We start from the raw sequence: 26,140 nt of genomic DNA, 5'->3' as shown, positions 1-26,140 counted from the left end.
CGACCCCTCAGCCGGTCAGCATCTTCGTCAGCACCGCACGCTGCACCGGGAGTACCTCGCCGTGCAGCGTGCGGCCTTTTTCGGTGAGGGTCACACGGACGCCCCGCCGGTCCTCCGCGCACATGCCGCGCTCGACGAGACCGTCCTTCTCCAGCCGGGCGATCAGCCGGGACAGGGCACTCTGACTGAGGTGGACCCGCTCGGAGATCTCCTGCACGCGGAACGCGCAGGACTCGGCGGACAGCACGTCCAGCACCTCGAAGTCGCTGCCGCACAGGCCGTGTTGATGGAGGGCGCGGTCGAGTTCGCACTGCGTGCGGGCGTGCAGCGCCAGCATCTCCCGCCACTGGTCCACGAGCGCCTGCTCGGCCTTCTTCGCCGCCATGACAGCGCACCGTAGCAGAGAACCGGATTTGTTGCATCGTAATTAAATGTGCTTGCATTCGATGCATACGCATGTAGTCTCTGCGGCATGACCTCTCCGCTCTCCCCTCCACTGTCCGAGGGACGTTGGACCCCCCGGCTGTGGGGCACCCTGCTGGTGCTCTGCGCCGCGATGTTCCTGGACGCGCTCGACGTGTCGATGGTCGGTGTCGCCCTGCCCTCCATCGGCTCCGAACTCGACCTCTCCACCTCGACGCTCCAATGGATCGTCAGCGGCTACATCCTGGGATACGGCGGGCTGCTCCTCCTCGGCGGCCGGACCGCCGACCTGCTCGGCCGACGCCAGGTCTTCCTGGTCGCCCTGGGCGTCTTCGCCGTGGCCTCGCTGCTCGGCGGGCTCGTCGACTCGGGCCCGCTGCTCATCGCGAGCCGCTTCATCAAGGGCCTCAGCGCGGCCTTCACCGCACCGGCCGGTCTGTCGATCATCACGACGACCTTCGCCGAGGGCCCGCTGCGCAACCGCGCCCTCTCCATCTACACCACCTGCGCGGCCACCGGTTTCTCGATGGGCCTGGTCCTCTCCGGCCTGCTCACGGAGGCCAGTTGGCGCCTCACCATGCTGCTCCCCGCACCCATCGCGCTGCTCGCCCTGCTCGCCGGCCTGAAGCTGCTGCCGCGCAGCGAACGCGAGAAGGACCACAACGGCTACGACGTCCCGGGCGCGGTGCTCGGCACGGGAGCGATGCTGCTGCTGGTGTTCACCGTCGTGCAGGCGCCGGACGTCGGCTGGGCATCGGCCCGGACTCTCCTCTCCTTCCTGGCGGTTGCCGTCCTGCTGAGCGTCTTCGTGGTCGTCGAGCGGCGCTCCGCGGGGCCGCTGATCCGGCTCGGGGTGCTGCGGTCCGGCAACCAGATCCGGGCCCAGCTCGGGGCGATGGCCCTCTTCGGGTCGTACGTCGGCTTCCAGTTCCTGGTCACGCTGTACATGCAGCAACTGCTCGGCTGGTCGGCGCTGCACACGGCGCTCGCCTTCCTGCCGGCCGGGGCGCTGGTGGCGGCGTCCTCCACGAAGATGGGCGCGATCGTCGACCGGTTCGGCACCCAGCGGCTGATCGTGGTGGGCTTCGCGCTGATGGTCGTGGGGTACGCCCTGTTCCTGCGGGTCAGCGTCGATCCGGTGTACGCATCGGTGATCCTGCCGTCGATGCTGCTGATCGGCGGCGCCTTCGCGCTGGTCTTCCCCTCCCTCAACATCCAGGCCACCAACGGGGTCGACGACCACGAACAGGGCATGGTCTCCGGGCTGTTGAACACCTCGGTGCAGGTGGGCGGCGCGATCTTCCTCGCGGTCGTCACGGCCGTGGTCACCGCCCACGCCCCGACGCACGCCACCCCGCAGGCGGTACTGGACAGCTACCGGCCCGGGCTTGTCGTGGTGACGATCATCGCGCTGGCGGGGCTGCTGGTCTCCCTGCCGGGGCTGCGCACGCGCCGTGCCCAACAGTCCATTGTCGTGGCCAAGTCCACTGTGACGGAGGCGGAAGCGGAGCGCGTGGCGGTCCGTGACTAGGGGGACGCCTCCCTGAGTGTGCGCCCGGCGGGGTTGTTCCTCCCGCCGGGCGCACACGTGTGACACTGTCGGGATGACGATGTACGGGGGACGGCGCACTCAGGCCGAGCGGGACGCGGTGACGGTCGAGATCGGGTATGCGCTGGTCAGTGCGGTGTTCGTGGCGGCGGTGCTGTTCGGGGCCGTCGCCGGGCCGGCGCTGCTCTTCGAACTGCCGCACTCCGCCGAGACGTTGCTGATGCGCGGGGGGTTGGTGCTGGCGCCGGTCGTGTTCCTCGTGCGGGTGGCGACCGTGCTGTACCGGTACCGGCCGGGGGCGGGTCAGCCCAGCCAGCCGGGGCGCACCAACCCCGACTCGTAGGCCAGCACGACCAGTTGGGCTCTGTCCCGGGCGCCGAGTTTCACCATCGTGCGGCTGACGTGGGTCTTCGCGGTGAGCGGGCTGACGACCAGGCGGCGGGCGATCTCCTCGTTGGAGAGGCCGATGCCGACGAGGGCCATCACCTCCCGTTCCCGCTCGGTGAGCCGGGTGAGGACGTCGGCGGTCGCGGGCTCCTTGGAGCGGGCCGCGAACTCCGCGATCAGCCGGCGGGTCACCCCGGGTGACAGCAGCGCGTCGCCGTCGACCACCGCCCTTACGGCGCGCAGGAGTTCGTCCGGCTCGGTGTCCTTCACCAGGAAGCCGGACGCGCCGGAGCGGATCGCCTCGAAGACGTACTCGTCGAGCTCGAAGGTCGTCAGCATCACCACCTTCACGTCCTTCAGATCAGCGTCCCCGGTGATCCGGCGCGTCGCGGCCAGCCCGTCGAGCACCGGCATGCGGATGTCCATCAGGACGACATCGGGGCGCAGTTCACCCACTGTGCGCACGGCCTCCGCGCCGTCGGCGGCCTCGCCTGCCACCTCGATGTCGGGCTGGGCGTCGAGCAGCGCCTTGAACCCGGCCCGGACCAGGGACTGGTCGTCGGCGAGCAGTACGCGGATCACCGGTCGTCCTCCTTCGGCGTGACCTTCAGCGGCAGTACGACGAGCACCCGGTAGCCGCCGTCCGGGCGAGGACCCGCCTGGATCGTGCCACCGAGCGCGGCGGCCCGTTCCCGCATCCCGGCAAGGCCGTTGCCGCTGCCCCCGGCGTCCGCGCCGGTCGCGGGCCCGTCGTCGTCGATGCGCAGCCGTAGTTCCCGGGGATCGTGCTCGACGTGCACGCGCGCGTGCCGTGAGCCCGAGTGCCGTACGACATTGGTGAGGGCCTCCTGGACGACGCGGAAGGCGGCGAGGTCGGTGCCGGGCGGGAGGCGGGGCGGTGTGCCGTCCAGCTCGACGCTGAGGCCGGCGCTCGCCGCCTGCTGGACCAGTTCCGGGAGGCGGTCGAGGCCCGGGGCCGGGGCGCGCGGGACGTCGCCGGGGGTGCGCAGGCTGTCGAGGACCTGGCGGACCTCGCCGAGCGCCTCCTTGCTGGCGGCCTTGATGGTGGTCAGCGCCGTACGGGCCTGTTCCGGGTCGGAGTCGAGGAGCGCGAGGCCGACGCCCGCCTGGACGTTGATGACGGAGATGCTGTGCGCGAGGACGTCGTGCAGTTCGCGGGCCATCCTCAGCCGTTCCTCGTCGGCGCGGCGCCGGGCCGCCTGGGCGCGCTCGGCACGGTCGCGGGCCCACTGATCGCGCCGGGTACGGGCCAGTTCGGAGATCGCGGCGACGGCCACCACCCAGGTGGCGACTCCCAGTTCACCGCCCCAGGGCATCGGGTGGTCGTGCTGCGGCGGCAGCCACCGGTACAGCCAGTGCGAGATCAGGAGATGCGCCGCCCACAGCGCCCCGAGCGCGGTCCAGGCGGCCCACCGCCGCCCGGCGACGATCGCGCTGAAACACCCGAGGACCACGATCACGAAGACCGGGCCGTATGCGTATCCGGCGCCGATGTAGACCACGGTGGCCAGCACGGTGCCGAACGCCACCCACACGGGGTACCGGTGCCGCCACAGCAACAGCGCCGACGCGGCGACGAGCAGCAGGCGCCCGAGGAGATCGAGATGAACGCGATCGGGCTGACCGTGCGAGGCGAAGTTGCTGCCCCCCAACACCAGCACGGTCACCAGCAGCGTCGACCGCCACGGCCACCGTGCCGAGTCCCCCCACGGCGGCCGGTGCCGCCACCACGGCGACCCCCCACCGCCAGCCCGCTCCTCATCCATGCACGTCACGCTAGACGCCAATCCTCACCGACGACGTCAGCCGGACGGCGTGATCACACATACTCCCCGGGGAGTACGGCGCCCCGAAAGGGGCGGGTCTGTATCCGTGTGCGGCTCCGCCGCGTGAGCGCGACCAGCCCCCACCGGCTCGCGACAGGAGAACCGCAGGTCGAGCGGCACCCTCACGCGTCGGCGAGCCCCACCCCGAGCGCGAGCCGTCGTACCGCATGCCGAAAAAACGACTCCCGCTCCTCCACCACACGCCGAAACTGACCGAAGACCTCGAAGCTGACCAGCCCGTAGAGCTCGGCCCACGCACTCACCAGCGCCACCGCCACCGCGGGCGGCAGATCAGCGGCGAAGTCCGCGACCATCCGCTCCCCCTCGGCACGGAGGTCGGCAGCAAGCGGAGGTTCGGTCAGGCTGCCGTCCCGGTACGCGTCCCGCGCGGCCTCGATCAGCAGCAGGGCAACCCGCGCGGCGGACGGCACGGTCGTCTCGGGAGCGACATACCCGGGAACCGGCGAACCGTAGATCAACGCGTACTCCTGCGGATGCCCGAGCGCCCACCCGCGCACCGCCTCACACACAGCGACCCACCGCCGCAACGGGCCCGCGTCCGCGACCCCGGCATGTGCGGCCTCCGCGGCCTCGCCGAGGGAGTCGTACGCATCGATGATGAGAGCGGTCAGCAGATCGTCACGGCTGGGGAAGTACCGGTACAGCGCGGAGGAGACCATGCCCAGCTCACGCGCCACGGCGCGCAACGACAGCTTCGACGCCCCCTCCGCGGCGAGCTGTCTGCGTGCCTCGTCCTTGATGGCCGCGGTGACCTCGATCCTGGCTCGGGCGCGGGCGCCTTGTGTGGTGCTCATACGGCCCAGTGTGGCACGGAATCAGAGCACCGCACACAAACAAGAGCACCGGACAAAAAAGAGAGCACTGCTCTTGCGTTGGATCACTGTGCCGATGCAGACTGTTCACGAGAGCGAGAGCAGTGCTCACAAAAGTGAGCCGCGCTCTCCAAACCCTGGGAGTAATCATGACCACGCACGTCCAGAAGCCCGGCTGGTTCACCGTGAACGTCCTCAACCGCACCGTCGCCTGGTCCACCCGCCGTGGTCTCAGCGTGTGGGGCTCACGGGTGCTGGCGGTCCGCGGCCGTAAGAGCGGCGAGTGGCGGACCACCCCGGTGAACCTGCTGACGGTGGACGGACAGCAGTACCTCGTCGCCCCGCGCGGACACGTCCAGTGGACGCACAACATGCGCGCGGCGGGCGGCGGCGAGCTGCGACTCGGCAAGAAGGTGGACGTGTTCACCGCGACCGAGGTGACCGGCGACGACAAGGTGCCGCTGCTGCGCGCCTACCTCAAGCGGTGGAAGGCCGAGGTCGGGGTGTTCTTCGGAGGAGTCGGCCCGGACTCCTCCGACGAGGAGCTGCGCCGGATCGCCCCCGACCACCCCGTCTTCCACGTCACGGTCAGGAGCTGACCTCGCCCTCCACGGGCTCCTCGGCCGGCTCCACCGGCTCCGCGTTCCTGCGGTCGATCGCGGTCAGCGCGCGCTGGGCCATCGGGTGGCTGCGCACGAGTTCGCCGAGCGTCGTCGAGCCCCGGGTGATGTCCATGAACGCCTTCCAGGCCGGCCGGAAGCCGGTGAGCGCGGCGTGGAACAGGCCGGGGCGCCGCTCGAAGATCGCGAGCATGCTCTTGCCGACACTCATCTCGACGCCGAGGCCCGCCTTGATCGCGAAGGCGTAGTTCAGCGCCTGGCGGCGGGTGTCCACCGCGTCATGCGCCTCGGCGATCCGGACCGCCCACTCCCCCGCGAGCCGCCCCGACCGCAGCGCGAACGAGATGCCCTCCCGGGTCCATGGCTCCAGCAGTCCCGCCGCGTCACCGCAGACCAGCACCCGGCCGCGTGAGAGCGGCGAGTCGTCGGCCCGGCAGCGGGTCAAGTGCCCCGAGGAGATGCTCGGTTCGAAGCCGGCGAGGCCGAGCCGGGCGATGAAGTCCTCCAAGTACCGCTTCGTGGCGGCGCCTTCACCGCGCGCGGAGATCACACCGACCGTGAGCGTGTCGCCCTTGGGGAAGACCCAGCCGTAACTCCCGGGCATGGGACCCCAGTCGATGAGCACCCGGCCCTTCCAGTCCTCGGCGACCGTCTCCGGCACCGGGATCTCCGCCTCCAGACCCAGGTCCACCTGGTCGGTCTTGACGCCGACGTGCGCCCCTATGCGGCTGGCGCTGCCGTCGGCGCCGATGACGGCCCGGGCGAGCACCGTCTCGCCGCCCTGGAGGACGACCGCGACCGTACGCCGGTCCGGGACCGCCGAGCCGTGCTGCTCGACCCGTGTCACGGTGACGCCGGTGCGCAGCTCGGCGCCCGCCTTCTGCGCGTGCTCGACGAGCTGCTGGTCGAACTCGGGCCGGTTGATCAGCCCGAACAGCATCTGCCGGGAGCGGCGGGTGCGCGTGAAACGTCCGTTGTTCGAGAACGTTATGGCGTGCACCCGGTCCTTGAGAGGCAGTTCGAAGCCGGGCGGGAGGGAGTCGCGCGAGGGTCCGATGATGCCGCCGCCGCATGTCTTGTAGCGGGGCAGCTCGGCTTTCTCCAGCAACAGCACGCGCCGTCCCGCGACCGCCGCCGCATAGGCGGCCGAAGCCCCCGCGGGTCCCGCGCCCACCACGACGACGTCCCACACCCGCTGTTCGTCGTCCGCCGAAGAGTTCTCGCTGCTCACGATGGTCTACTGCTCCCGATCAAGCCGCTGCCGCACCTGTCCCCCGCATCCTACGGCGGACATCGCCGCAGACCGCTGTGGGAGGATCGTCGGCATCATTCGTACAACGTCGCACCCACAAGGAGCGTGCCCATGTCGTCGAATCCGGTCGCCGAGACCGTCGCCTCGCTCATGCCCACGGCGCGGAGGGAGCTCACCGAGCTGGTGGCCTTCCAATCGGTTGCGGACTTCGACCAGTTCCCGAAGAGCGAGAGCGAGGGCGCCGCGAACTGGGTCGCCGACGCGCTGCGCGCCGAGGGTTTCCAGGACGTGGCCCTGCTCGACACCCCGGACGGCACCCAGTCGGTCTACGGCTTCCTGCCCGGCCCGGAGGGCGCCAAGACCGTGCTGCTGTACGCCCACTACGACGTGCAGCCGCCGCTGGACGTGGCCGGCTGGACCTCCCCGCCGTTCGAACTGACCGAGCGCGACGGCCGCTGGTACGGCCGCGGTGCCGCCGACTGCAAGGGCGGCGTGATCATGCACCTGCTCGCGCTGCGCGCCCTCAAGGCCAACGGCGGCATCCCGGTGCACCTCAAGGTGATCGCCGAGGGCTCGGAGGAGCAGGGCACCGGCGGTCTGGAGCGGTACGCCGAGGAACACCCCGAGCTGCTGAAGGCCGACACGATCGTCATCGGCGACGCGGGCAACTTCCGGGTCGGTCTGCCGACGGTCACCTCGACCCTGCGCGGCATGACCATGCTGCGGGTCCAGGTCGACACCCTCGAAGGCAATCTGCACTCCGGCCAGTTCGGCGGTGCCGCGCCCGACGCGCTGGCCGCGCTGATCCGCGTCCTGGACTCGCTGCGCGCCGAGGACGGCTCCACGACGGTCGAGGGCCTCGCCGCCGAGTCCTCCTGGGACGGGCTGACGTACGCGGAGGAGCAGTTCCGCAAGGACGCCAAGGTGCTGGACGGCGTCGAGCTGATCGGTTCCGGCGCGGTCGCCGACCGCATCTGGGCGCGCCCGGCCGTCACGGTCCTCGGCATCGACTGCCCGCCGGTCGTCGGCGCCACCCCGTCCGTGCAGGCCGGCGCCCGCGCGCTGGTGAGCCTGCGGGTGCCGCCGGGCACGGACGCCGCCGAGGCGACCAAGCTGCTCCAGGCCCACCTGGAGTCCCACACCCCGTGGGGTGCCCGCGTCCACACCGAACAGATCGGCCAGGGCCAGCCGTTCAGCGCCGACACGACCAGCCCGGCGTACACGGCGATGGCCGACGCGATGGCGGTCGCCTACCCCGGCGAGGAGATGCAGTACGCCGGTCAGGGCGGCTCCATCCCGCTGTGCAACACCCTCGCGGCCCTCTACCCGCAGGCGGAGATCCTCCTCATCGGCCTCAGCGAGCCGGAGGCCCAGATCCACGCGCTGAACGAGAGCGTGTCGCCGGAGGAGCTGGAGCGGCTGTCGGTGGCGGAGGCGCTGTTCCTCCAGAACTACGCGGCCAACTGAGCCTGCACCGACGGTCCTTCAGGAAGGCGCCGCATCGATGAGGTTCGTCTTCACCGGCCGGGTGATCGAGTGGCGCGGCCCGTCGCCGTACCACTTCGTCCCCGTGCCGGACGAGGAGTCGGCCGACATCCGAGAGGTCGCCGCCCTGGCCTCGTACGGCTGGGGCGTGATCCCGGTCGAGGCCAGGATCGGTGACGTGGTCTTCACCACATCGCTCTTCCCCAAGGACGGCGGCTATCTGCTGCCGCTCAAGAACGCCGTGCGCGCACCGCAGGGTCTCGCGGCGGACGACGAGGTCACCGTGGAGCTGACCGTCCGGCTCGGCACCGCCTGACCGAGGATGGTGCCATGTCCCGCACCGAGCGCGTCGCCGCCCACACCGACATCGCCACGTCCCTCGCCCTCCTCTCCGACCACGAACTCGCGGAACTGGTCGACGCGGGTACGCCGTTGGGGGCCGGTATCGGGGGGCGCTCGGTGCTGATCGAGGTGGACGGCAGAAAGGTGTTCGTGAAGCGGATGCCGCTCACGGATGTGGAGCGGCGGGCGGAGAACGTGCGGTCGACGGCCAACGTGTTCGGGATGCCATCCTATTGCCACTACGGCCTCGGAAGTCCGGGCTTCGGTGTCTGGCGCGAGCTGGCCGTGCACACGATGACCACGAACTGGGTGCTGGCGGACCGGTTCCCGGGCTTCCCGCTGATGCACCACTGGCGGGTACTGCCCGACACGCCCCAGCCCCTGCACAAGGAACTGGCCGATGTGGAAAAGGTCGTGGCCTACTGGGGCGGCAGCCGACAGGTGCGTGAGCACATCGAGGCGCGGCGCACGGCGAGCGCGAGCCTGACCCTGTTCGTCGAGCACTTCCCGCACACGCTCCACGACTGGTTCGACGAGCAGCTGCGCACCGGCGATCCGGACACCGCCTGCACCCTCGTGGAGCAGCGGCTCAAGGCCACCACCGACTTCCTCCACGAGCAGCGACTGCTGCATTTCGACGCGCACTTCGAGAACATCCTCACCGACGGCCGTCAGCTCTATCTCGCCGACTACGGCCTGGCCGTCTCCTCCCGCTTCCGACTCGCCCCCGAGGAGCGCGAGTTCTTCGACCGGCACCGGCACTACGACCGCTTCTACGCCACCGCCCGGCTGGTGAACTGGCTCGTCGTCGCCCTGTACGGGTACGGGCTCCCGGAGCGCGAAGCCTTCGTGCGTGCCTGCGCCGACGGCGAGCGGCCCGGCGGAGTGCCCGACGCCGCCGCTTCGATCATCACCCGGCACGCGCCGCTCACCGCCGTGCTGGCGGACTTCAACCGCCGTGTGCAGAACGAGAGTCGGCTCACTCCGTACCCGGGCGACGAACTGGGCCGCGCCTACAACAGCTCCACACTCTCCGCGTAGTGACAGGCGACCGGGTTGCCGCCGCCCCGGTCGACCAGCGCCGGTGTCTCCTCGACGCACGACGTCCGTTCGCTGTCGGTGAGTTGGCCGGCGAACTTGGGGCAGCGGGTGCGGAAGCGGCAGCCGCTGGGCGGGCGGACCGGGCTCGGGACGTCGCCCTGGATGGTGATGCGGGTGCGGGCGCGTTCCTTGCGGGGGTCGGGCAGCGGGATGGCCGAGACCAGGGCCTGGGTGTACGGGTGCGCCGGGCGCGCGAACAGCTGCCGCGCCGGGGCGATCTCGACCAGTCGCCCGAGGTACATGACGGCGACCCGGCCTGCCACGTGCCGCATCACCGACAGGTCGTGGGCGACGAAGAGGAAGGACAGGTTCAGTTCGCTCTGGAGGTCCATCAGCAGGTTGAGGACGCCTGCCTGGATCGACACGTCGAGCGCTGACACCGGCTCGTCGAGGATGATCACCTTGGGGTGCAGGGCCAACGCCCGTGCGATGCCGATGCGTTGGCGCTGCCCGCCGGAGAACTCGTGGGCGAAACGGTTCCCGTGCTCGGGGTTGAGCCCGACCAGACGCAGGAGTTCGCTCACCTCGCGGCCCGCCCCGGCTCCGTACCAGCCGTGGATGCGCAGCGGTTCGGCGACGATCTCGTGGACGGTCATCCGCGGGTCGAGGGAGGCGTACGGGTCCTGGAAGACGATCTGCAACTCCCGCCGCAGTGGCCGCATCTGACGTCTGCTCAGTTCGGTGAGCTCGTGCTCGCCATAGCGCACCTGACCCGAGGTGGCCTGCTCCAGGCCGAGGACGGTACGGGAGATCGTGGTCTTGCCTGACCCCGACTCCCCCACCAGGCCCAGGGTCTCGTTCTCGTGGAGGTCGAAGGAGACGCCGCACACGGCGTGCACGTCGCCGACGCGGCGGCGGATGACACCCTTGGACATCACCGGGAAGTGCTTGACCAAGTCCCTTACCTGGAGGACCGGTTCGCCGGTGCCGCCGTGGCCGGGCAGCGGCGGCAGCGGGGCGGCAGTCCGCACGGGCGCGGTCATACGGCGTCCTCCTCGGGGTGCGTGGCGGGGGCCGCGTCGGCGAAGCGGGCCAGGGCCTCGGTGTCCGCGCCGACGGTGTCGAAGACCTGTCCCGCGCCGGTGTCGACGAGTTCGTCGGCGAAGTGGCAGGCGCTGAGGTGGAGGTCTCCCCCGGCCCTGCGCAGGGCGGGTTCGTCGGTGTCGCAGACGTCGCGGCGCATGGGGCAGCGGGGTGAGAAGGGGCAGCCCGGTGGCAGGTTGAGCAGGCTGGGCGGTGAGCCGGTGATGGGGGTGAGGCGTGCCTCCTCGCGGTCCATGCGGGGCAGGGAGCCGAGCAGGCCCAGGGTGTACGGCATGCGCGGGGTGTAGAAGATGTCTTCGACGGAGCCGGTCTCCACTATCCGTCCGGCATACATGACCGCGACCCGGTCGGTGTGGCCGGCCACCACACCGAGGTCGTGGGTGATGAGGACGAGCGCCGCACCGGTCTCGGCGCGGGCGGTCTCCAGGGCTTCGAGGATCTGCGCCTGCACGGTGACGTCGAGGGCGGTGGTCGGCTCGTCGGCGATGATGACGTCCGGGTCGTTGGCCATCGCGATGGCGATGACGACGCGCTGGCGCATCCCGCCCGACATCTCGTGCGGGTAGGTGTCGACGCGCCGTTCGGGGCTGGGGATGCCGACCGTGCCGAGCAGTTCGATCGCCCGTGCGCGGGCGTCCTTGTGCTTCATCCCGGGGTTGTGGCGGAGCAGGGTCTCGGCGATCTGATAGCCCACGTTGTAGACGGGGTTGAGGGAGGTCATCGGGTCCTGGAAGATCATCGCGATGCCGCTGCCGCGCAGGTCGGACAGGCGCGCGTCGGACAGCCCGAGCAGCTCGGTGCCTTCGAAGCGGACCGACCCGCGCACCTTGGCGCCGGTCGGCAGCAGCCCCATCACGGCGAGCGCGGTCACCGACTTCCCGGACCCCGACTCCCCTACGATGCCCAGCGATTCGCCCCGGTCGAGCCGGTAGCCGACGCCGCGCACGGCCCGTACCGGACCGTCCTCGGTGGCGAACTCCACGCTGAGGTCCTCGACTTCGAGCACGGCGGACGTCACGGGGACCTCCCGCACTCCATGACTCGTGGTCGTCACTGTCGCACCCTTTGCTGCCGGGGGTCGAAGGCGTCGCGCAGTCCGTCGCCGATGAAGTTGATGGTCAGCGCGATGGCGATGATGAACGCGCCGGGGATGTAGAACAGCCAGGGCCGGGTGTCGACCGCCGTCTGCGCCTGGGAGACCAGCAACCCCAGGGAGGTGTCCGGGGGTTGGACGCCGAAGCCGAGGAAGGACAGCGCGGTCTCGGTGAGGATGCCCGTCGCCACCAGGATCGTCGCGTTCACGATGATCGGGCCCAGCGCGTTCGGCAGCAGATGCCGGAAAATGATCCGGGTGTCCGAGGCGCCGAGCGCCCGGGCCGCCTCGATGAACTCCTTCTCGCGCAGCGACAGGACGGCCGAGCGCACCACCCGGGCCACATACGCCCAGGTGAGTCCGGCGATCACGATGGCGATCCAGTACCAGGAGCCGCCCGTGCGCGAGGAGATGACCAGCGCGATGGCGAACAGCGGCAGCGTCAGCACCAGGTCGGCGATGCGCATCATGACCGCGTCGACGAGGCCCCGGTAGAAGCCCGCCACGGCGCCCCAGACCGCGCCGAGCAGCGTGGAGCCGAGCGCGATCATGATGGCGATCTTCAGCGAGGTCTGGGTGCCGCGCATGACCTGTGCGTAGCCGTCGTAGCCCGAGGAGTCGGTGCCGAACGGGTGCTTGAGGGAAGGGGGTTTGGAGTTGTCCTCGGTGTACTTCTGGTACGAGTAGTGCCACAGGTGCGGGCCGATGAACGCCCACAGGATGATCAGCACGAACACGACCAGGCTGACCATCGCGGCCCGGTGGCGCACGAACCGGCGCAGCACCAGCTGGGTCTGGGTGCGCTGCCGTACGGTGAACTCGTTGTCCCCGCGCGGTAGTTGCGTGCCCGCGGACCCCGGTGCCTCGATGTCAGTCATAGCGGATCCTCGGGTCGAGTACGGCGTAGAGCAGATCGGCGATGAGGTTGAACCCGATGACGACGACGGCGGAGAGCAGCAGCCAGGCCATGGTGCGGTAGACGTCGAGCGTGGTCGCCGCCTGGACCAGCATCTCGCCCATGCCGTGCCACTGGAAGATCGTCTCCGTGATCACCGCACCGCCCAGGATGATCGCGATGTCGAGCGCGGTCACGGTGGCGAGCGGGATGAGGGCGGTGCGCAGCGCGTGCCGGGTCATCACCCTGCCGCGCCGCAGCCCCTTGGCGCGGGCGAGCCGTACGTAGTCGCTGTTGAGGACCTCCAGCATGGAGGCGCGGGTGTAGCGGGTCCAGGAGGCGAAGGAGACCAGCGCGAGGGTGATGGTGGGCAGGATCAGATGGCCCACGTGATCGGTGAACTGGTTCCAGGTGGTGTCGACTTCGAGGTACGGCGACTTCTCGCCGATGGTGCCGAGGAACTGGCTGCCGGTCTTCTCGTTGAACCAGATTCCGGCCTGCTTGAGCAGCACCGCGAACCAGAACACCGGCATGGCGAGGAACAGGAAGCCGAAGAAGGTGATGGTGTAGTCGGCGGCCGAGTACTGGCGGATCGCGCTGAACACCCCGAACACCACGGCCAGGATCAGCGCGAGGATCATCGCGGCGGCGACCAGGGTGATGGTCACCCTGAAGCGGGTGAACAGGTCGTGCCCGATGTTCAGGTTGGCCTGCACGGACGGGCCGAAGTCGCCGTGCAGGACGCCGGTGATCCAGTTCCAGTAGCGTTCCATCACCGGCTGGTCGGCGTGGATGTGCCGGGCGAAGGCGGCCACCGCCGCCTTGCTGGGCGCGGGTTGGCGTGACGTGGCGAAGTTGGCCACCGGGTCACCGGAGTTGATGACCACGAGGAACACGACGAACGTCGAGACGATCAGGACGGGTATGGAGACGAGGATGCGACGCACGGTGTAGGCGAGCATGCGGTCTTCTCTCGGGGGCCGGCGGGTCGTGGATGCCGTCGGGGCCGGACCCGGCCCCGCTGTCCGTGGGGCCGGGCTCGACGGGCGTGCCGGTGGAGCTGTCGGGCGTAGGACTTACTTCTTCAGGCCCCACGTGCCGGTGTTGTAGGCGGGTCCGACGTTCGTGGAGTTGTTCCGCATGTTGACGAACCGCGTCTGCGTCGCGAAGAACGTCGGCTTCTGGTAGAGCGGCAGGACGTAGGCGTCGTTCACCATGAGCTGGTCGGCCTGGTTGAGGAGCGCGGCGGACTTCGTGGCGTCCGTCTCGCCTACGGCCTGGGAGATCAGGGTGTCGGCCTTCTTGTTGCTGTAGCCGCCGTAGTTGCCGCCACCGCCGGTGAACCAGTTCTGCTGGGCGCCGCTGCTCGGGAACGGTGCCGCGACCCAGGCGAAGACGATGATGTCGTACTGGTGCCCGGCGAGTACCGTGCCGAGGTCGGCGGCGCCGATCGGCTTGATGGTGACCTTGATGCCGAGGCTCGCCAGGTTGCTCTGCAGGATCTGGCACTCGCTCTGCCGGATCTGGTTCCCGGTGGTGTAGCGGCAGTTGAAGGGTCCGACGGCCTTGCCGTCCGGGGTCTTCAACGCGGTGCCCACCCCGGTGAACTTGGCGGCCGTGAGGTACGCCTTGGCCTTGGTCAGGTCACCCGATCCCTGACCCGTGCCGCTGACCACGTCCTTGTAACCGGCCTGCCCGGGAACGAAGTTGTGGTTGCCGAGCGGCTTCACGGCCGGGTCGAACTGGCCGACCGTCTTGGCGATGATGTCCTTGGTGTTGATCGCCGTGAACATCGCCTGCCGCAGCGCCAGGTACTTGCCGATCACCGGGTTGTGCAGGTTGAGGTCGAAGTGCTCCCAGGTCAGCCCGTTGCCGATGGTGTACGTGATGCCGGGGATGTCCTTGACCTGGTTGACCAGGTCCACCTCGGGCTGCGGGTAGATCGCCTGGACCTCGTTGTTCTTCAGGGCGGTCGGCTCCTGCGTGGCGTCCGAGATCACCTTGAAGATCAGCCGTTGCAGGGTGGCCTTCTTCGCGCCGGTCCACTTGGGGTCGGGCACGTAGGTGGCGTGGTCGTTGTCGGCCCACTGCTGCATCTTGTAGGCGCCCGCCGTGGGGTATTTGGTGGGCGGCGTCTTCAGGAAGTACTGCCAGGCCGTGGCCATCTGCGCGGCCGTCATGGCGGTGGCGTCACCGGCCTTGGCGCCGGAGATCTTCTCCGCGGTGTGCGCCGGGTAGAGCGGATAGCCCGCGCCGAACAGGGACTTCCAGTCCGAGTACGGCTTCGACATCACCATGGTGAAGGTCTTGCCGTTGTCGGAGGGCGTGAGGGACTTGATGCGGTCGTAGCCCGCGGTGCTCTGCGGGAGACAGCCATGGGTCTGGCTGGAGTCGCTGGCGGGCGGCGGCGGGCAGTCCTTGCCGTTGTTGGTGCGCCAGTAGTACGTGAAGTCGTCGGCGGTGATGGGCGTGCCGTCGTTCCACGCCGCCTTGGGGTTGATCTTGTAGACGATGGTCTGCGGGCTGGTGCTGGTCTGGGTGGCCGAGGTCACCAGGTCGGTGTTGAGGACGACCGTGAAGTCCGGCTGGGGAATGAACACCTGCGGCAGGACGACCTCCAGGGCCTCCCCGTTCTCGAAGGTGTTGCCGTTGACGTCCTGGACGTTCCACTGCTGGATGTTCTTCTCCAGCACATAGGTGAACGTTCCGCCGGACTTGGTGGCGGCCGCGTTGCAGGTGTTGGCCTTGCCCACGGTGTTGCAGGACGTGAGTCCGGCCGAGCTGCTCTTGCCGGAGTCGCCGCCCCCGCCGCCGCTGCTACAGGCGGTGAGCACCAGGGCGAGCCCGGCGGCGAGGGTGAGGGCCCGGGTGAGGGCCGAGGATGGCGCGCGCATGTTCCTCTCCTTCGACCGGCTGAAGGTCCGGTCCCGTCAAGGCGGCCGGCGGCCGCGAGAGAACTGAGCTGCGCAAAGACGTTAGAGCTCGGATGTACCTTCTTCACGTTCTTGTTCATACCGGGAAGGCGACAATTCACCCTCGCTTTGTTATCGGAATGACCCACGCCCCGCAAAATCGCCAGGTTGTGTCCCCGAAAGAGCAAAGTCCCGTCCAACATCGTTGATCAGACCGCACTTTGACGGGTCGTCAGTCAACGGGAACGCCCGCCTCCAGATACAGCGCGGCCCCGCGCTCCCGGGCCCTGAGCGCCCACCGCAGCCGCGCGTAGCGGACCGGCGGCAACAGGTCCGCGGCCTCCTCCTCCGAGGCGAAGCACCAGCCGCGCAACTCCGGTCCGGGCAGCAGCAGTTGACCGGCCACATCGGCGTCGAGCCGGCCGCCGTCGAAGAGGAGGCGCAGCCCGCCGTAGCCGGGCGGCACAGGCGGTTCCCAGTCGACGACGAGCAGCCGGGGTACGTCGTCGAGGACGAGGCCCGTCTCCTCCGTGACCTCGCGCATGCCGGCCCGGGCGGGCGCCTCGCCGGACTCGACGACGCCGCCGGGGAACTCCCAGCCGGCCTTGTAGGTGGGGTCGACGAGCAGCACGCGGTCCTGTTCGTCGAAGAGGAGCACACCGGCCGCGAGGGTCTCGGAGGTGGGCTCCGGGGTCTGCACGATGTCGCACACGGGCACGGTGCCGCTGCCGACCGCCCCGGCGATGCGGACGGCCGTCTCGTACGGGGTAAGCGCGCTGGTGTCGACGAGATGGGCGTCGGCGGTGAGCCAGGAGCCGAGTGCGGCGCGGTAGGTCTCGATGTGGTCGTAGGCCCACTGCCTGGTCCTGATCTCACCGTCGGGGAGGTCCTGTGGGATCTCCCGGCCGGATATTCGCTCGCGCAGGATCGTTTCCGCCGGAGCGAGGAGGACATGCCGGACCGCGACCCGGCGAGCCGCGAGACCGCCGAAGATCTCGTCCCGGTACTCCTGGCGCAGCAGGGTCATCGGAACGACGAGGGTCCCGCCCAGCTCGGCGAGCATCGCCGCCGCCGTGTCGATCACGAGCCGCCGCCACATCGGCAGGTCCTGGAAGTCGCCGACCTCCGCGAGGTGTTTGGGCGGGAGCAGCTGAGGCAGTGCTCCGCCGATGATCTCGGGGTCGAAGAGTGTGCTGTTCGGGATCAGGTCCACCAGTTCCCGTGCGGTGGTCGTCTTCCCCGCACCGAACGCGCCGTTGATCCAGACGACGGTCACAGTTCCCCCTCTTCTGTTGGCCCCCTGAGGCTTGCCCGTTCCACCCTGCCACGGAAACCAGCCGCAGTTGAGGGCGTGCATACGACGGCGCCGGTGCCCCCTCCGACGAGGCACCGGCGCCGAGCTCTTGCGGGTGGTATCAGGTGTTCTGTCCCAGGACACCTTCGTCGGCGGCGAAGCTGCCGTCGCTGACGAGGTGGTCCATGGCACCCACGGTGTCCTTGACGTTCAGGTCGCCGAGCACGTCGTGGTCGTGGGAGTGCGACGGGGTGATCGCGGCGACGACGAACCCGGTGGCGAGGGAGGCGATGGCCAGCATGCTGCGCTTCTTCATGCCCCGTTCAACTGACGAAGCGCGCGGGGGTCACGCCCGAACCGGCCGCCGGGTGGAACCCGTCCCGTGTTGGGCCCGCCGTACGAGGTCCACGGCGGCCTCGGGCCAGTGCGGATGGTCGAAGGTGAACCCTTCCGCGAGCAGCCGTCCCGGGACGACCCGGCGGCTCTTCAGCAGGAGTTCGGTGTCGGAGCGCAGGGCGAAGGCGCCCAGTTCCGCCATCCACTTCGTGGCGGGCAGGCCGACGGGGATGCCCCGGGCGGCGCGCAGGACACGCATGAAGGCACGCTGCGGGAGCGGGCCGGGGGCGGCGAGGTTCACCGGTCCGGCGATGTCGTCCCGGTCGATGAGGAACTCGACGGCGCGCACGAAGTCCCGGTCGTGAATCCAGGAGACGTACTGGGCGCCGCCCGCGACCGGCCCGCCGAGGCCGAGCCGGGCCAGCCCCAGCAGGACGTCGAAGACACCCCCGCGGTCGGGGCTCATCACCATGGCGGCCCGCAGGGCGACCTTGCGGGTGTGCGGGGTGTCGGCGCTTTCCTGCGCGCGCTCCCACGCCTTGGCGATCTCGACGCTGTAGGACCAGTAGCCGGGCACGCCGGGTTCGTCGCCGCCGATCACGCCGGTGGCCTCGTCGTTGGGGGCGTCGTGGCGGTGGGCGTAGACGGTGGCGGTGCTCATCTGGAGCCACACGCGGGGCGGGTGTGCGGCGGCGGCGACGGCCTCGCCGACGACCCGGGTGGAGTGCACGCGCGAGTCCATCATGGCCCTGAGGTTGGCGGGGGTGTAGCGGCAACTGACGCTGCGGCCCGCCAGGTTGATCACGACGTCGCTGCCGTCGATCTCCCGGGCCCAGGAGCCCAGGGTCTCGCCGTCCCACCACACCTGGCGGTCGCGCGACGGCCGCCGGGTCAGGACGACGACCTCGTGGCCGGCGTCGGTCAGGGCGCGGTCCAGGACCGCGCCCACCTGTCCCGTGCCACCGGGAATGACGATCTTCACCGGGCTCCCCCTTCTGTCAGGAGGAGCCTAGCGCAGAAACTTGAACACGTTCAAAACTATGGCGTCACCCCTTGGTGGAGCCCAGCGTCAGCCCCGCGATGAAGTGCCGCTGGAGCAGCAGGAAGACGAGGATCGTCGGGAGGGCGACCAGGACCGAGCCGGCCGCGAGGAGGTTGTAGTCCGTGAAGAACTGCCCGCGCAGATTGTTCAACGACGAGGTGATCGGCAGTTTGTCCGGGTTGGAGATGAAGATGAGGGCCCACAGGAAGTCGTTGTAGACCCAGGTGAACTCCAGCGTCGCCAGCGCGGCCAGGGCCGGGCGGCACAGCGGCAGCGTGATGCGCCAGAACTGGGTCCACACACCGGCGCCGTCCACGATCGCCGCCTCCAGGATCTCCTGGGGCAGCGTGCGCATGAAATTGGACAGCACGAAGACGCAGAACCCCATCTGGAACCCGATGTTGACGATGATCACGGCCCACAGGGAGTCGTACATCGTCAGCGAGTCGGACATCCACCACGGCAGCGGGATCTTGTTGAACAGCACGTACAGCGGGGTGACGATGACCTGTTGGGGCAGCAGGTTGCCCGCCGTGAAGAACATCAGCAGGACGATGCCGCCGCGCAGCTTCAGCCGGGACACCGCGAAGGCCACGAAGGCGGAGAGGAACAGCGTGACGATGACGGCCGGGATCGCGATCGTCAGGGTGTTGGTGAAGTACTTCCCCATGTCGGACTGGGTGTAGGCCTGACGGTAGTACGTGAGGGAGATGTGCTTCGGCCAGGAGAAGTAGCCGTGCTGCGCCGTCTCGTCGTAGGGACGCAGCGAGGCGTAGACGGCGAGCAGGAGCGGCGCGACGAACGCGAGCGAGACCGCCGACAGGAAGATGTGCACGCCCCAACGGCCGCGCCGGGGGCTGGGCTTGGGGGCGGTGGCCGGCGCCGCGGCCGGGCGGACGGGTGCGGTGCGGATGTCTGCGGCCATCAGTCGCGCGCACCTCGCAGCTCTTGGACGAGGAACGTCACGATGGACCCCAGGGAGACGACGAGCAGGACGACCGCGATGGCGGAGCCGAAGCCGATGCGGCTGGCCTCGCCGATGATGTTGTCGGTGATCAGCACGGACAGCAGTTCCAGGCCGTTGCGGCCCTTGTTGACGGCGTAGACGATGTCGAAGGCCCGGAGCGCCTCGATGACCGTGATCACGCCGACGATGACGTTGACCGGGCGCATGGTCGGGAACACCACGCGGAAGAACGTCTGCCGTTCGTTCGCGCCGTCGATCGACGCCGCCTCCTTGAGCTGCGGGTCGACGGACTTGAGGCCGGCCAGGTAGAGGATCATCACGTAGCCGACGTGCCGCCAGCTCGCCGCGATCATCATCATCCAGATGTTGATGTGGGCGTTGCCGAGCCAGTCGACCGGATCCTGGTGGTTGTTGAGGATCGTGTTGACGACCCCCTGGTCGGTGCCCAGGATCAGCTGCGAGATGAAGCCGACGATGGCCAGCGACAGCACCACCGGCATGTACAGGACCGACTGGTAGAAGCGGCTGAAGCGGACGCCCCGGTCGATGACGACGGCCAGCAGCAGGCCGAACGGGGTCGCGATCAGGCCGAGGAAGAGCAGCCACATGACGTTGTGGCGGACCGCGGGCCAGAACGGCGGGTAGTTGGTCGCGAGGTTCTTGTAGTTGTCCAGCCCGACCCAGTGGATGTCGCCGATGCCGTCCCAGGCCGTGAAGGACAGCCCGATGGAGGCCAGTGTCGGGCCCCAGATGATGGCGACGTCGAGCAGGACGGGTATGCCGAGCAGCACGCCGAGGACGACGACGTCACGGCGGGTGAACCGCCTCAGTCGCCGTCGTCCGGCGCGCCGTGGAGAGGTGAGCGCCACGGAACGTATCTCCCAGTGAACGGATCGTGTCTCGCGGTGATCAGCCGGCGGGCTGCGAGAAGATGCTCTTCTTCTGCCGTTCGATGCTGTTGCAGAGCCCGTCGACGTCCTTCGGGTTGCCGATGAAGTCCTGGATGGACTGGATCATCACCGTCGAGGCGAAGTCGGGGCGGGTGTCGCGGTCCATGAACTGCGAGATCTGCTTGGCACCCGAGACCAGCGCGGCGGACTTCTTCTGGAGGGCGCTGTACTTGGCGGTGTCCGCGCCCGAGTTGACGGCCACGTTGTTCGGGTCGAGGGCGAGGTAGTCGTTCTCCGCCTCGGGGGTGCCGAGCCACTTGAGCAGGGCCTTGGCGCCGGTGACGTTCTTCGACTTCTTGGCGATCAGGAAGCCGTCGATGGGCGCCTCCACGGCGTCCCGGCCGTACTGCGGGTCGATCTCGGGGAAGGCGAAGAAGTCGATGTCGTCGCGCTGGTCCGCCGGGAACTGGCTGCCCGGGTGCGGCATCCCGAAGACCGCCATCGCGGTCTCGCGCTTCTGGAGACCCTGCCCGGCCTCCTCCCAGGTCCGGCCGAGGGCGCCTTTCTGGTAGTACGGCATGAGTTCGCGCCAGGTGTCGAACACGTTCTTGACCTTGGTGTCGGTCCAGGACTTCTCGCCGGCCATCAGTGCCTTGTGGAAGTCGTAACCGTTCAGGCGCATGTTGATGTAGTCGAACGTGCCCATGGCGGGCCAGCCGTCCTTGTCGCAGAAGGCGACCGGTGTGCCGTCCTTGCTCATCCGCTTGGCCAGCGCGATGAACTGGTCCCAGGTCGTGGGCTGTTCATAGCCCTTCTGCCGGAAGAGGCTCTTCCGGTGGAAAACGGCCCACGGATAGTAGTAGTACGGCACGAAGTACTGCTTGCCGGCGTGCGTGGACTGCGCCTTGAGCGCGTCCGAGAACCCGTTGAAGGAATTCCAGACGTCACTGATCTCGCTGAGCAGCCCCTTCTCCGCGAAGTACTGCATGCGGTATCCCGCGAACCACATGAAGACGTCGTCCGGAGAACCCTGGAGATAGCGGTTGATGTTCTCCTGGAAGTCGTTGTGGTCCTTGGTGTTGACCTTCACCTTCTTGCCGGACTTCTTCTCGTACGCGGCGAAAGCCGCAGCAAAGGCTTTCTTCGGTACGGGGTCCGACGCGTTCGAGCCGACGGAGACCTCGTTCTTGTCCCCACCGGGCCCGGAGCCGCACGCCGTCAGCAGGGCGGGCAGCGTGACCGCGCCGACCCCCAGAGCCGCACCGCGCAGGAGTTGCCGTCTGGACATCCGATGTCCTGGCACGCTTGCTGGCAGGACGAGCCCATCGAACGATGACTGTGCCATGTCCCCCTCCTCGGGGTGCCACCCAACACAACCGAACGCGAGGGTTGGATCTCACCCCCATGTGGCGGTGCAGTCAAGAGGTCTGACGAGATATCGAACAACCGTTACTGAAGTCTTCCAACAGAGTCCGACACGTCCTACCGTAAACGCGCACCATGACACGTACATGTAGTCATCCTATCTTTCGCGAGTCCGGAGGAACGTCACAATGCGTCACCTTCACACCCGCACGACCCGCAGAAGACTGGTCGGAGCCCTCGCCACCGGGCTGCTGTGCACGGCCGGCCTCACGGTGCCGGCCGTCGCGCAGGAACCCGTGGCCCCCGCGCTGGCGGACGGCCAAGCGCTCACCCCTCCCATGGGCTTCAACAACTGGAACTCCACCAACTGCCGTCCCGAGTTCAACGAATCCATGGTCGAGGGAATCGCCGACATCTTCGTGAACAAAGGCCTGAAGGCGGCCGGTTACCAGTACGTCAACCTCGACGACTGCTGGGCCCTGCCGAACCGCGACGCCGACGGCAAACTCGTCCCCGACCCGGTCCGATTCCCGCACGGAATCAAGGCGGTCGCCGATTACGTGCACTCCAAAGGGCTCAAACTCGGCATTTACACCAGCGCCGGCACCAAGACATGCAACTCTGCGGGATTCCCGGGCGGCCTCGGCCATGAGTACAGCGACGCCCAGCAGTTCGCCGACTGGGGCGTGGACTATCTCAAGTACGACAACTGCAACAACCAGGGCGTGGACGCCAGGACGCGCTACACCACCATGCGTGACGCCCTGAAGGCGACGGGCCGCCCGATCGTCTTCAGCATCTGCGAATGGGGCGAGAACAAACCCTGGGAATGGGCCTCGGACATCGGACATCTGTGGCGCACGACCGGCGACATCAGCGACAACTGGGGCTCGATGCTGTCGATCCTCAAGCAGAACCTGCCCCTCGCGCGGTACGCCGGTCCCGGCCACTGGAACGACCCCGACATGCTGGAGGTCGGCAACGGCGGCATGACGGACACCGAGTACCGCTCGCACTTCTCGCTGTGGTCGATCATGGCCGCCCCCCTCCTCATCGGCTCGGACCTGCGCACGGCGACCCCCGCGACCTTCGACATCCTCGACAACAAGGAGGTCATCGCGGTCGACCAGGACCCGCTGGGCAGGCAAGGAAACGTTGTCACCTCCGAGGGCGGTCGCTGGGTCGTCGCCAAGGAGATGAAGGACGGCAGCCGTACGGTCGCGCTGTTCAACGAGTCCGGCAGCGCCCAGCGCATCACCACGACCGCGGCGGCCGTCGGCCTCCCCGGAGCCCGCGCCTACACCCTGCGCGACCTGTGGCAGCACCTGAGCTACAACACCGCGGGCGCGATCTCCGCGACCGTCCCGGCACACGGCACCGTCCTCGTCCGGGTCGCCGCCGACCGGCACGCGCTCAAGAACCCGCCCGCCGTCGAACTCGCCCTGACGGACGCCCCGTTGGTACAGGCGGCCACTCCGACGCCGCTCACCACGACGGTCACCGACCTCGGCCGGACGACCGCCGAACACGTCTCCGTAGGCCTGACCGGACCCACCGGCTGGAAGATCCGGGCCACGTCCCCGACGACCGCGAGGGCCGTACGCACAGGCCGGGCCCTGCGCACCAAGTGGACGCTCACCGCGCCCGCCGGGACGCCGACGGGGTCGTACGACCTGACGCTCAGGGCGAGTTACCGCTCGCCGACCGGCGCCCGGGTCACCAGCACGCTGCCGTTCACCGCGTCCGTGGTGGTGGCGCCGCCGGCCGGGACCTCGTACCTCGGTGACCTTCCGTGGATGTCGACCGCCAACGGATACGGGCCAGTTGAGCGCAACACGAGCAACGGGGAGAGCGCCGCGGGCGACGGACATCCGATCACCCTGGGCGGTGTGGTGTACGCCAAGGGGCTCGGGGTCCACGCCGAGAGCGAGGTGCGGTACTACACCGGGAAGGCGTGCGAGAAGGTCACCGCGGACGTCGGTGCGGACGACGAGAAGGGCGCCAAGGGCACCGTCGCCTTCGAGATCTGGGCGGACGGCACCAAGGTCGCCTCGACCGGCGTCCTCACCAACGCGATGCCCGCCCAGCCGGTCACGGCGGACGTGACCGGCGCCCAGGTGGTCCGACTCGTCGTCACCGACGGCGGCGACGGGATCGACTCGGACCACGCGGACTGGGCGGACGCTCAACTCACCTGCTGAGCCGGGCGAATCGCCGTTCACGGGGCATGGGCCGCCGAACCAACGTCTCGGCCCCGCGACGGTTCACACCACGGCCGAGGTCGTGCTCGTCTGTCCGGCGAGCGCGGCCGCGGCCGCTCCCACCAGCCCCGCGTCCGTGCCCATCTGAGCCGGTGTCACCGTGAGGCGCTGCACGAAGGACAGCGTCGCGTAGTCGCTCAGTGCCTTGCGCAGCGGGGTGAAGAGCACGTCGCCCGCCTTGCCCACGCCCCCGCCGATCACGGCGATGTCGATCTCGACGAGGGTCGCGGTGGCCGCGATCCCGGCGGCGAGCGCCTGCGCGGCCCGCTCGAAGGAGGCCACGGCGACCGGGTCACCGGCACGGGCGGCGGCGGCCACCGCGGCGGCCGAGGCATCGCCGTCGGGACCCGGCCGCCAGCCGCCCTCGACCGCCCGCCGGGCGATGTTGGGACCGCTGGCGATCCGCTCGACACAGCCGCGCGAACCGCACGGGCAGGCGTCGCCGTCCAGGTCGACGCTGATGTGGCCGATGTGGCCCGCGTTGCCGGTCGGCCCGGGATGCAGCTGGCCGTTGAGGACAAGGCCCCCGCCGACCCCCGTCGAGACCACCATGCACAGCGCGTTGGCGTGCCCGCGCGCGGCGCCCTGCCAGTGCTCGGCCGCCGTGATCGCCACGCCGTCGCCGATCAGCGCGACGGGCAGGTCACCGGTCGCCGCGCGCACCCGCTCCACCAGCGGAAAGTCACGCCAGCCCGGCACGTTGACGGGGCTCACGGTGCCCGCGGAGGCGTCCACGGGACCCGCGCTGCCGATGCCGAGGGCACCCGCGCGGGACCACGAAGGCGATACGGTGAGTTCCCCGAGCACCTCCTCCACGGCTCGCATCACGGTGTCGCCGTCGTCCTGCGAGGGCGTCGGGCGCTGTGCTCGCACCAGGATCTTGCCGTGGCCGTCCACCAGCGCCCCGGCGATCTTGGTGCCGCCGATGTCGAGCGCGGCCACGAGGTCGGTGTGCATCAGTGTCAGATCTCCCCGTCAAACATGAGAACCACCAGAAGGTGAGATGGGCCGGTCTCGCGGTGGGGGCGCAGGCCGGAGATATCGGTGGACAGTCTCTCTCGCACATGACAACGTTGTCCAGGCTCTATGCTCGACGCCACATCCTCATACAAACCCATGGACTTATGCATCCCCCGTGGACGACAGGACAGGACAGCGCATCGTGCCAGAGACCGCCCGCCGCCCCGAGAACCGCTACGGCAACCGTCCGACCATGAAGGACGTGGCCGCGCGCGCCGGTGTCGGCCTGAAAACGGTGTCGCGCGTGGTCAACGGCGAACCGGGCGTCACCCCGGACACCGAGCGCCGGGTCCAGGAGGCCATCGACGCGCTCGGCTTCCGCCGCAACGACAGCGCCCGCGTCCTGCGCAAGGGCCGCACGGCCAGCATCGGTCTCGTCCTGGAGGACCTCGCCGACCCGTTCTACGGCCCACTCAGCCGCGCCGTCGAAGAGGTCGCCCGCGCCCATGGCGCCCTGCTGATCAACGGCTCCAGCGCCGAGGACCCGGACCGCGAGCAGGAGTTGGTGCTCGCGCTGTGCGCCCGGCGGGTGGACGGTCTCGTGGTGATCCCGGCCGGGGACGACCACCGCTATCTGGAGCCGGAGATCAAGGCGGGCGTCGCGACGGTGTTCGTGGACCGTCCGGCCGGGCAGATCGACGCGGACGTCGTCCTCTCGGACAGCTACGGCGGCGCACGCGACGGCGTCACACATCTCATCTCCCACGGCCACCGGCGCATCGGCTTCATCGGCGACATGCCCCGCATCCACACGGCCGCCGAGCGACTGCGCGGATACCGGGCCGCGATGGAGGACGCGGGGATAGAGGTCGAGGACGCCTGGATGTCCCTCGGCGTGACCGACCCGGTCCGGGTGCGGCGGGCCGCCGAGGAGATGCTGACCGGCCCCTCCCCCGTCACCGCGATCTTCGCCGGCAACAACCGTGTGACGGTCACCGTCGTCCGCGTCCTGGCCGAACAGTCGCGCCGGATCGCCCTGGTGGGCTTCGACGACTTCGAACTCGCCGATCTGCTCCAGCCGGGCGTGACGGTCGTCGCTCAGGACGCGGCGGCGCTCGGGCGTACGGCGGCCGACCGGCTCTTCCGGCAGCTCGACGGCACGCTCATCGCGCCGGAGCGCATCGAGTTGCCGACCCGGCTGATCACCCGGGGATCGGGTGAACTCCCGCCGTCGGAGTGAGG

The 26,140-nt window shown here is 69.3% G+C and carries 25 protein-coding genes; 8 read left to right on the top strand and 17 right to left on the bottom strand.

The features are described 5' to 3' along the window. Positions 1 to 7 precede the first annotated feature (7 nt). The gene (locus ACIRB1_RS27015; RefSeq protein ID WP_352179238.1) at positions 8 to 385 is read right to left on the bottom strand and encodes a MarR family transcriptional regulator; all 378 of its coding nucleotides are present in this window, start codon (positions 383 to 385) and stop codon (positions 8 to 10) included. An 87-nt stretch (positions 386 to 472) separates the two neighbouring features. Between ACIRB1_RS27015 and ACIRB1_RS27010 the strand changes: the two genes are divergently transcribed. Both ACIRB1_RS27010 and ACIRB1_RS27005 read left to right on the top strand, forming a co-directional pair. Next, positions 473 to 1,954: an MFS transporter gene (locus tag ACIRB1_RS27010; RefSeq protein ID WP_352179239.1), complete on the top strand. Its 1,482-nt coding sequence runs from the start codon at positions 473 to 475 to the stop codon at positions 1,952 to 1,954. Between the two features lie 73 nt (positions 1,955 to 2,027). Then, positions 2,028 to 2,315 (top strand): DUF6332 family protein, encoded by a 288-nt coding sequence (locus tag ACIRB1_RS27005; protein ID WP_352179240.1) that lies wholly within the window; start codon positions 2,028 to 2,030, stop codon positions 2,313 to 2,315. On the opposite strand, the gene ACIRB1_RS27000 is transcribed toward ACIRB1_RS27005, so the two are convergent. The 3 genes from ACIRB1_RS27000 to ACIRB1_RS26990 form a co-directional block, all read right to left on the bottom strand. Next, positions 2,276 to 2,941 (bottom strand): response regulator transcription factor, encoded by a 666-nt coding sequence (locus ACIRB1_RS27000; RefSeq protein ID WP_352179241.1) that lies wholly within the window; start codon positions 2,939 to 2,941, stop codon positions 2,276 to 2,278. The genes ACIRB1_RS27005 and ACIRB1_RS27000 overlap by 40 nt on opposite strands. Further along, positions 2,938 to 4,146 (bottom strand): sensor histidine kinase, encoded by a 1,209-nt coding sequence (locus ACIRB1_RS26995; protein WP_403467287.1) that lies wholly within the window; start codon positions 4,144 to 4,146, stop codon positions 2,938 to 2,940. Before ACIRB1_RS26995 ends, ACIRB1_RS27000 begins: the two co-directional genes overlap by 4 nt. 182 nt (positions 4,147 to 4,328) lie before the next feature. After that, positions 4,329 to 5,021 carry a TetR/AcrR family transcriptional regulator gene (locus ACIRB1_RS26990; RefSeq protein WP_352179243.1) on the bottom strand — a complete coding sequence of 231 codons (693 nt, stop codon included), beginning with the start codon at positions 5,019 to 5,021 and terminating at the stop codon, positions 4,329 to 4,331. A 167-nt stretch (positions 5,022 to 5,188) separates the two neighbouring features. Between ACIRB1_RS26990 and ACIRB1_RS26985 the strand changes: the two genes are divergently transcribed. Beyond that, a complete protein-coding gene (locus tag ACIRB1_RS26985; RefSeq protein ID WP_352179244.1) occupies positions 5,189 to 5,638 on the top strand; it encodes a nitroreductase family deazaflavin-dependent oxidoreductase in 450 nt (149 codons plus the stop codon). Here the strand turns inward: ACIRB1_RS26985 and ACIRB1_RS26980 are convergent. Next, complete coding sequence (locus ACIRB1_RS26980; protein ID WP_403467286.1) at positions 5,628 to 6,890, bottom strand: geranylgeranyl reductase family protein; 1,263 nt, start codon at positions 6,888 to 6,890, stop codon at positions 5,628 to 5,630. The two genes, ACIRB1_RS26985 and ACIRB1_RS26980, sit on opposite strands and share 11 nt — an antisense overlap. 132 nt (positions 6,891 to 7,022) lie before the next feature. Here ACIRB1_RS26980 and ACIRB1_RS26975 point away from each other — a divergent pair, with 132 nt between their 5' ends. From ACIRB1_RS26975 to ACIRB1_RS26965, 3 genes are read left to right on the top strand one after another with little or no spacing between them, the layout of a single operon-like run. After that, complete coding sequence (locus ACIRB1_RS26975; protein WP_352179246.1) at positions 7,023 to 8,378, top strand: dipeptidase; 1,356 nt, start codon at positions 7,023 to 7,025, stop codon at positions 8,376 to 8,378. Between the two features lie 37 nt (positions 8,379 to 8,415). Next, a complete protein-coding gene (locus tag ACIRB1_RS26970; protein WP_352179247.1) occupies positions 8,416 to 8,712 on the top strand; it encodes a DUF1905 domain-containing protein in 297 nt (98 codons plus the stop codon). Positions 8,713 to 8,726: 14 nt separating this feature from the next. Beyond that, on the top strand, positions 8,727 to 9,779 hold the full coding sequence (locus tag ACIRB1_RS26965) for a protein kinase family protein (RefSeq protein WP_403467285.1): 1,053 nt from the start codon (positions 8,727 to 8,729) through the stop codon (positions 9,777 to 9,779). Here ACIRB1_RS26965 and ACIRB1_RS26960 read toward each other — a convergent pair. From ACIRB1_RS26960 to ACIRB1_RS26910, 11 genes are all read right to left on the bottom strand, one after another. Continuing rightward, positions 9,752 to 10,822 (bottom strand): ABC transporter ATP-binding protein, encoded by a 1,071-nt coding sequence (locus ACIRB1_RS26960; protein WP_403467284.1) that lies wholly within the window; start codon positions 10,820 to 10,822, stop codon positions 9,752 to 9,754. The two genes, ACIRB1_RS26965 and ACIRB1_RS26960, sit on opposite strands and share 28 nt — an antisense overlap. Beyond that, positions 10,819 to 11,916 carry an ABC transporter ATP-binding protein gene (locus ACIRB1_RS26955; protein ID WP_403467394.1) on the bottom strand — a complete coding sequence of 366 codons (1,098 nt, stop codon included), beginning with the start codon at positions 11,914 to 11,916 and terminating at the stop codon, positions 10,819 to 10,821. Before ACIRB1_RS26955 ends, ACIRB1_RS26960 begins: the two co-directional genes overlap by 4 nt. Positions 11,917 to 11,933: 17 nt before the next feature. Continuing rightward, positions 11,934 to 12,854 carry an ABC transporter permease gene (locus ACIRB1_RS26950; RefSeq protein ID WP_403467283.1) on the bottom strand — a complete coding sequence of 307 codons (921 nt, stop codon included), beginning with the start codon at positions 12,852 to 12,854 and terminating at the stop codon, positions 11,934 to 11,936. Beyond that, positions 12,847 to 13,833 carry an ABC transporter permease gene (locus tag ACIRB1_RS26945; protein WP_403467282.1) on the bottom strand — a complete coding sequence of 329 codons (987 nt, stop codon included), beginning with the start codon at positions 13,831 to 13,833 and terminating at the stop codon, positions 12,847 to 12,849. The genes ACIRB1_RS26950 and ACIRB1_RS26945 overlap by 8 nt, the downstream gene beginning before the upstream one ends. Positions 13,834 to 13,947: 114 nt before the next feature. Then, entirely contained in the window at positions 13,948 to 15,765 is a 1,818-nt protein-coding gene (locus ACIRB1_RS26940) for an ABC transporter family substrate-binding protein (RefSeq protein WP_403467281.1), read from the bottom strand. Between the two features lie 250 nt (positions 15,766 to 16,015). Beyond that, the gene (locus tag ACIRB1_RS26935; protein WP_403467280.1) at positions 16,016 to 17,059 is read right to left on the bottom strand and encodes an NUDIX domain-containing protein; all 1,044 of its coding nucleotides are present in this window, start codon (positions 17,057 to 17,059) and stop codon (positions 16,016 to 16,018) included. Between the two features lie 139 nt (positions 17,060 to 17,198). Further along, complete coding sequence (locus tag ACIRB1_RS26930; protein ID WP_266774491.1) at positions 17,199 to 17,393, bottom strand: hypothetical protein; 195 nt, start codon at positions 17,391 to 17,393, stop codon at positions 17,199 to 17,201. A 30-nt stretch (positions 17,394 to 17,423) separates the two neighbouring features. Next, the gene (locus ACIRB1_RS26925) at positions 17,424 to 18,395 is read right to left on the bottom strand and encodes a TIGR01777 family oxidoreductase (protein WP_403467279.1); all 972 of its coding nucleotides are present in this window, start codon (positions 18,393 to 18,395) and stop codon (positions 17,424 to 17,426) included. A gap of 64 nt (positions 18,396 to 18,459) precedes the next feature. After that, a complete protein-coding gene (locus tag ACIRB1_RS26920; protein WP_352179256.1) occupies positions 18,460 to 19,380 on the bottom strand; it encodes a carbohydrate ABC transporter permease in 921 nt (306 codons plus the stop codon). Next, complete coding sequence (locus ACIRB1_RS26915) at positions 19,380 to 20,291, bottom strand: sugar ABC transporter permease (protein ID WP_352179257.1); 912 nt, start codon at positions 20,289 to 20,291, stop codon at positions 19,380 to 19,382. The genes ACIRB1_RS26920 and ACIRB1_RS26915 overlap by 1 nt, the downstream gene beginning before the upstream one ends. Positions 20,292 to 20,331: 40 nt before the next feature. Further along, positions 20,332 to 21,600 carry an ABC transporter substrate-binding protein gene (locus tag ACIRB1_RS26910; protein ID WP_403467278.1) on the bottom strand — a complete coding sequence of 423 codons (1,269 nt, stop codon included), beginning with the start codon at positions 21,598 to 21,600 and terminating at the stop codon, positions 20,332 to 20,334. A 265-nt stretch (positions 21,601 to 21,865) separates the two neighbouring features. On the opposite strand from ACIRB1_RS26910, the gene ACIRB1_RS26905 reads away from it, so the two are divergent. Beyond that, a complete protein-coding gene (locus tag ACIRB1_RS26905) occupies positions 21,866 to 23,878 on the top strand; it encodes an NPCBM/NEW2 domain-containing protein (RefSeq protein WP_403467277.1) in 2,013 nt (670 codons plus the stop codon). A gap of 63 nt (positions 23,879 to 23,941) precedes the next feature. On the opposite strand, the gene ACIRB1_RS26900 is transcribed toward ACIRB1_RS26905, so the two are convergent. Continuing rightward, a complete protein-coding gene (locus ACIRB1_RS26900) occupies positions 23,942 to 24,895 on the bottom strand; it encodes an ROK family protein (protein WP_352179260.1) in 954 nt (317 codons plus the stop codon). Positions 24,896 to 25,073: 178 nt separating this feature from the next. Here ACIRB1_RS26900 and ACIRB1_RS26895 point away from each other — a divergent pair, with 178 nt between their 5' ends. Continuing rightward, positions 25,074 to 26,138, top strand: coding sequence for a LacI family DNA-binding transcriptional regulator (locus ACIRB1_RS26895; RefSeq protein WP_266774483.1), 1,065 nt, complete (start codon positions 25,074 to 25,076; stop codon positions 26,136 to 26,138). Positions 26,139 to 26,140: the final 2 nt, after the last annotated feature.

It is taken from the genome of Streptomyces sp. NPDC096013 (assembly GCF_044763565.1).
Classification (GTDB): domain Bacteria; phylum Actinomycetota; class Actinomycetes; order Streptomycetales; family Streptomycetaceae; genus Streptomyces.
This window is presented reverse-complemented; position numbering and strand designations above follow the sequence as displayed.

Bases quoted from the DNA above. Each gene is read 5' to 3' on its own strand.
- ACIRB1_RS26930 (WP_266774491.1), bottom strand. From the start codon at position 17,393: ATGAAGAAGCGCAGCATGCTGGCCATCGCCTCCCTCGCCACCGGGTTC.
- ACIRB1_RS27005 (WP_352179240.1), top strand. From the start codon at position 2,028: ATGACGATGTACGGGGGACGGCGCACTCAGGCCGAGCGGGACGCGGTG.
- ACIRB1_RS26975 (WP_352179246.1), top strand. From the start codon at position 7,023: ATGTCGTCGAATCCGGTCGCCGAGACCGTCGCCTCGCTCATGCCCACG.
- ACIRB1_RS26950 (WP_403467283.1), bottom strand. From the start codon at position 12,854: ATGACTGACATCGAGGCACCGGGGTCCGCGGGCACGCAACTACCGCGC.
- ACIRB1_RS27015 (WP_352179238.1), bottom strand. From the start codon at position 385: ATGGCGGCGAAGAAGGCCGAGCAGGCGCTCGTGGACCAGTGGCGGGAG.
- ACIRB1_RS26905 (WP_403467277.1), top strand. From the start codon at position 21,866: ATGCGTCACCTTCACACCCGCACGACCCGCAGAAGACTGGTCGGAGCC.
- ACIRB1_RS26910 (WP_403467278.1), bottom strand. From the start codon at position 21,600: ATGTCCAGACGGCAACTCCTGCGCGGTGCGGCTCTGGGGGTCGGCGCG.
- ACIRB1_RS27010 (WP_352179239.1), top strand. From the start codon at position 473: ATGACCTCTCCGCTCTCCCCTCCACTGTCCGAGGGACGTTGGACCCCC.
- ACIRB1_RS26920 (WP_352179256.1), bottom strand. From the start codon at position 19,380: ATGGCCGCAGACATCCGCACCGCACCCGTCCGCCCGGCCGCGGCGCCG.
- ACIRB1_RS26900 (WP_352179260.1), bottom strand. From the start codon at position 24,895: ATGCACACCGACCTCGTGGCCGCGCTCGACATCGGCGGCACCAAGATC.
- ACIRB1_RS26970 (WP_352179247.1), top strand. From the start codon at position 8,416: ATGAGGTTCGTCTTCACCGGCCGGGTGATCGAGTGGCGCGGCCCGTCG.
- ACIRB1_RS26985 (WP_352179244.1), top strand. From the start codon at position 5,189: ATGACCACGCACGTCCAGAAGCCCGGCTGGTTCACCGTGAACGTCCTC.
- ACIRB1_RS26945 (WP_403467282.1), bottom strand. From the start codon at position 13,833: ATGCTCGCCTACACCGTGCGTCGCATCCTCGTCTCCATACCCGTCCTG.
- ACIRB1_RS26940 (WP_403467281.1), bottom strand. From the start codon at position 15,765: ATGCGCGCGCCATCCTCGGCCCTCACCCGGGCCCTCACCCTCGCCGCC.
- ACIRB1_RS26960 (WP_403467284.1), bottom strand. From the start codon at position 10,822: ATGACCGCGCCCGTGCGGACTGCCGCCCCGCTGCCGCCGCTGCCCGGC.
- ACIRB1_RS26990 (WP_352179243.1), bottom strand. From the start codon at position 5,021: ATGAGCACCACACAAGGCGCCCGCGCCCGAGCCAGGATCGAGGTCACC.
- ACIRB1_RS26995 (WP_403467287.1), bottom strand. From the start codon at position 4,146: ATGGATGAGGAGCGGGCTGGCGGTGGGGGGTCGCCGTGGTGGCGGCAC.
- ACIRB1_RS26965 (WP_403467285.1), top strand. From the start codon at position 8,727: ATGTCCCGCACCGAGCGCGTCGCCGCCCACACCGACATCGCCACGTCC.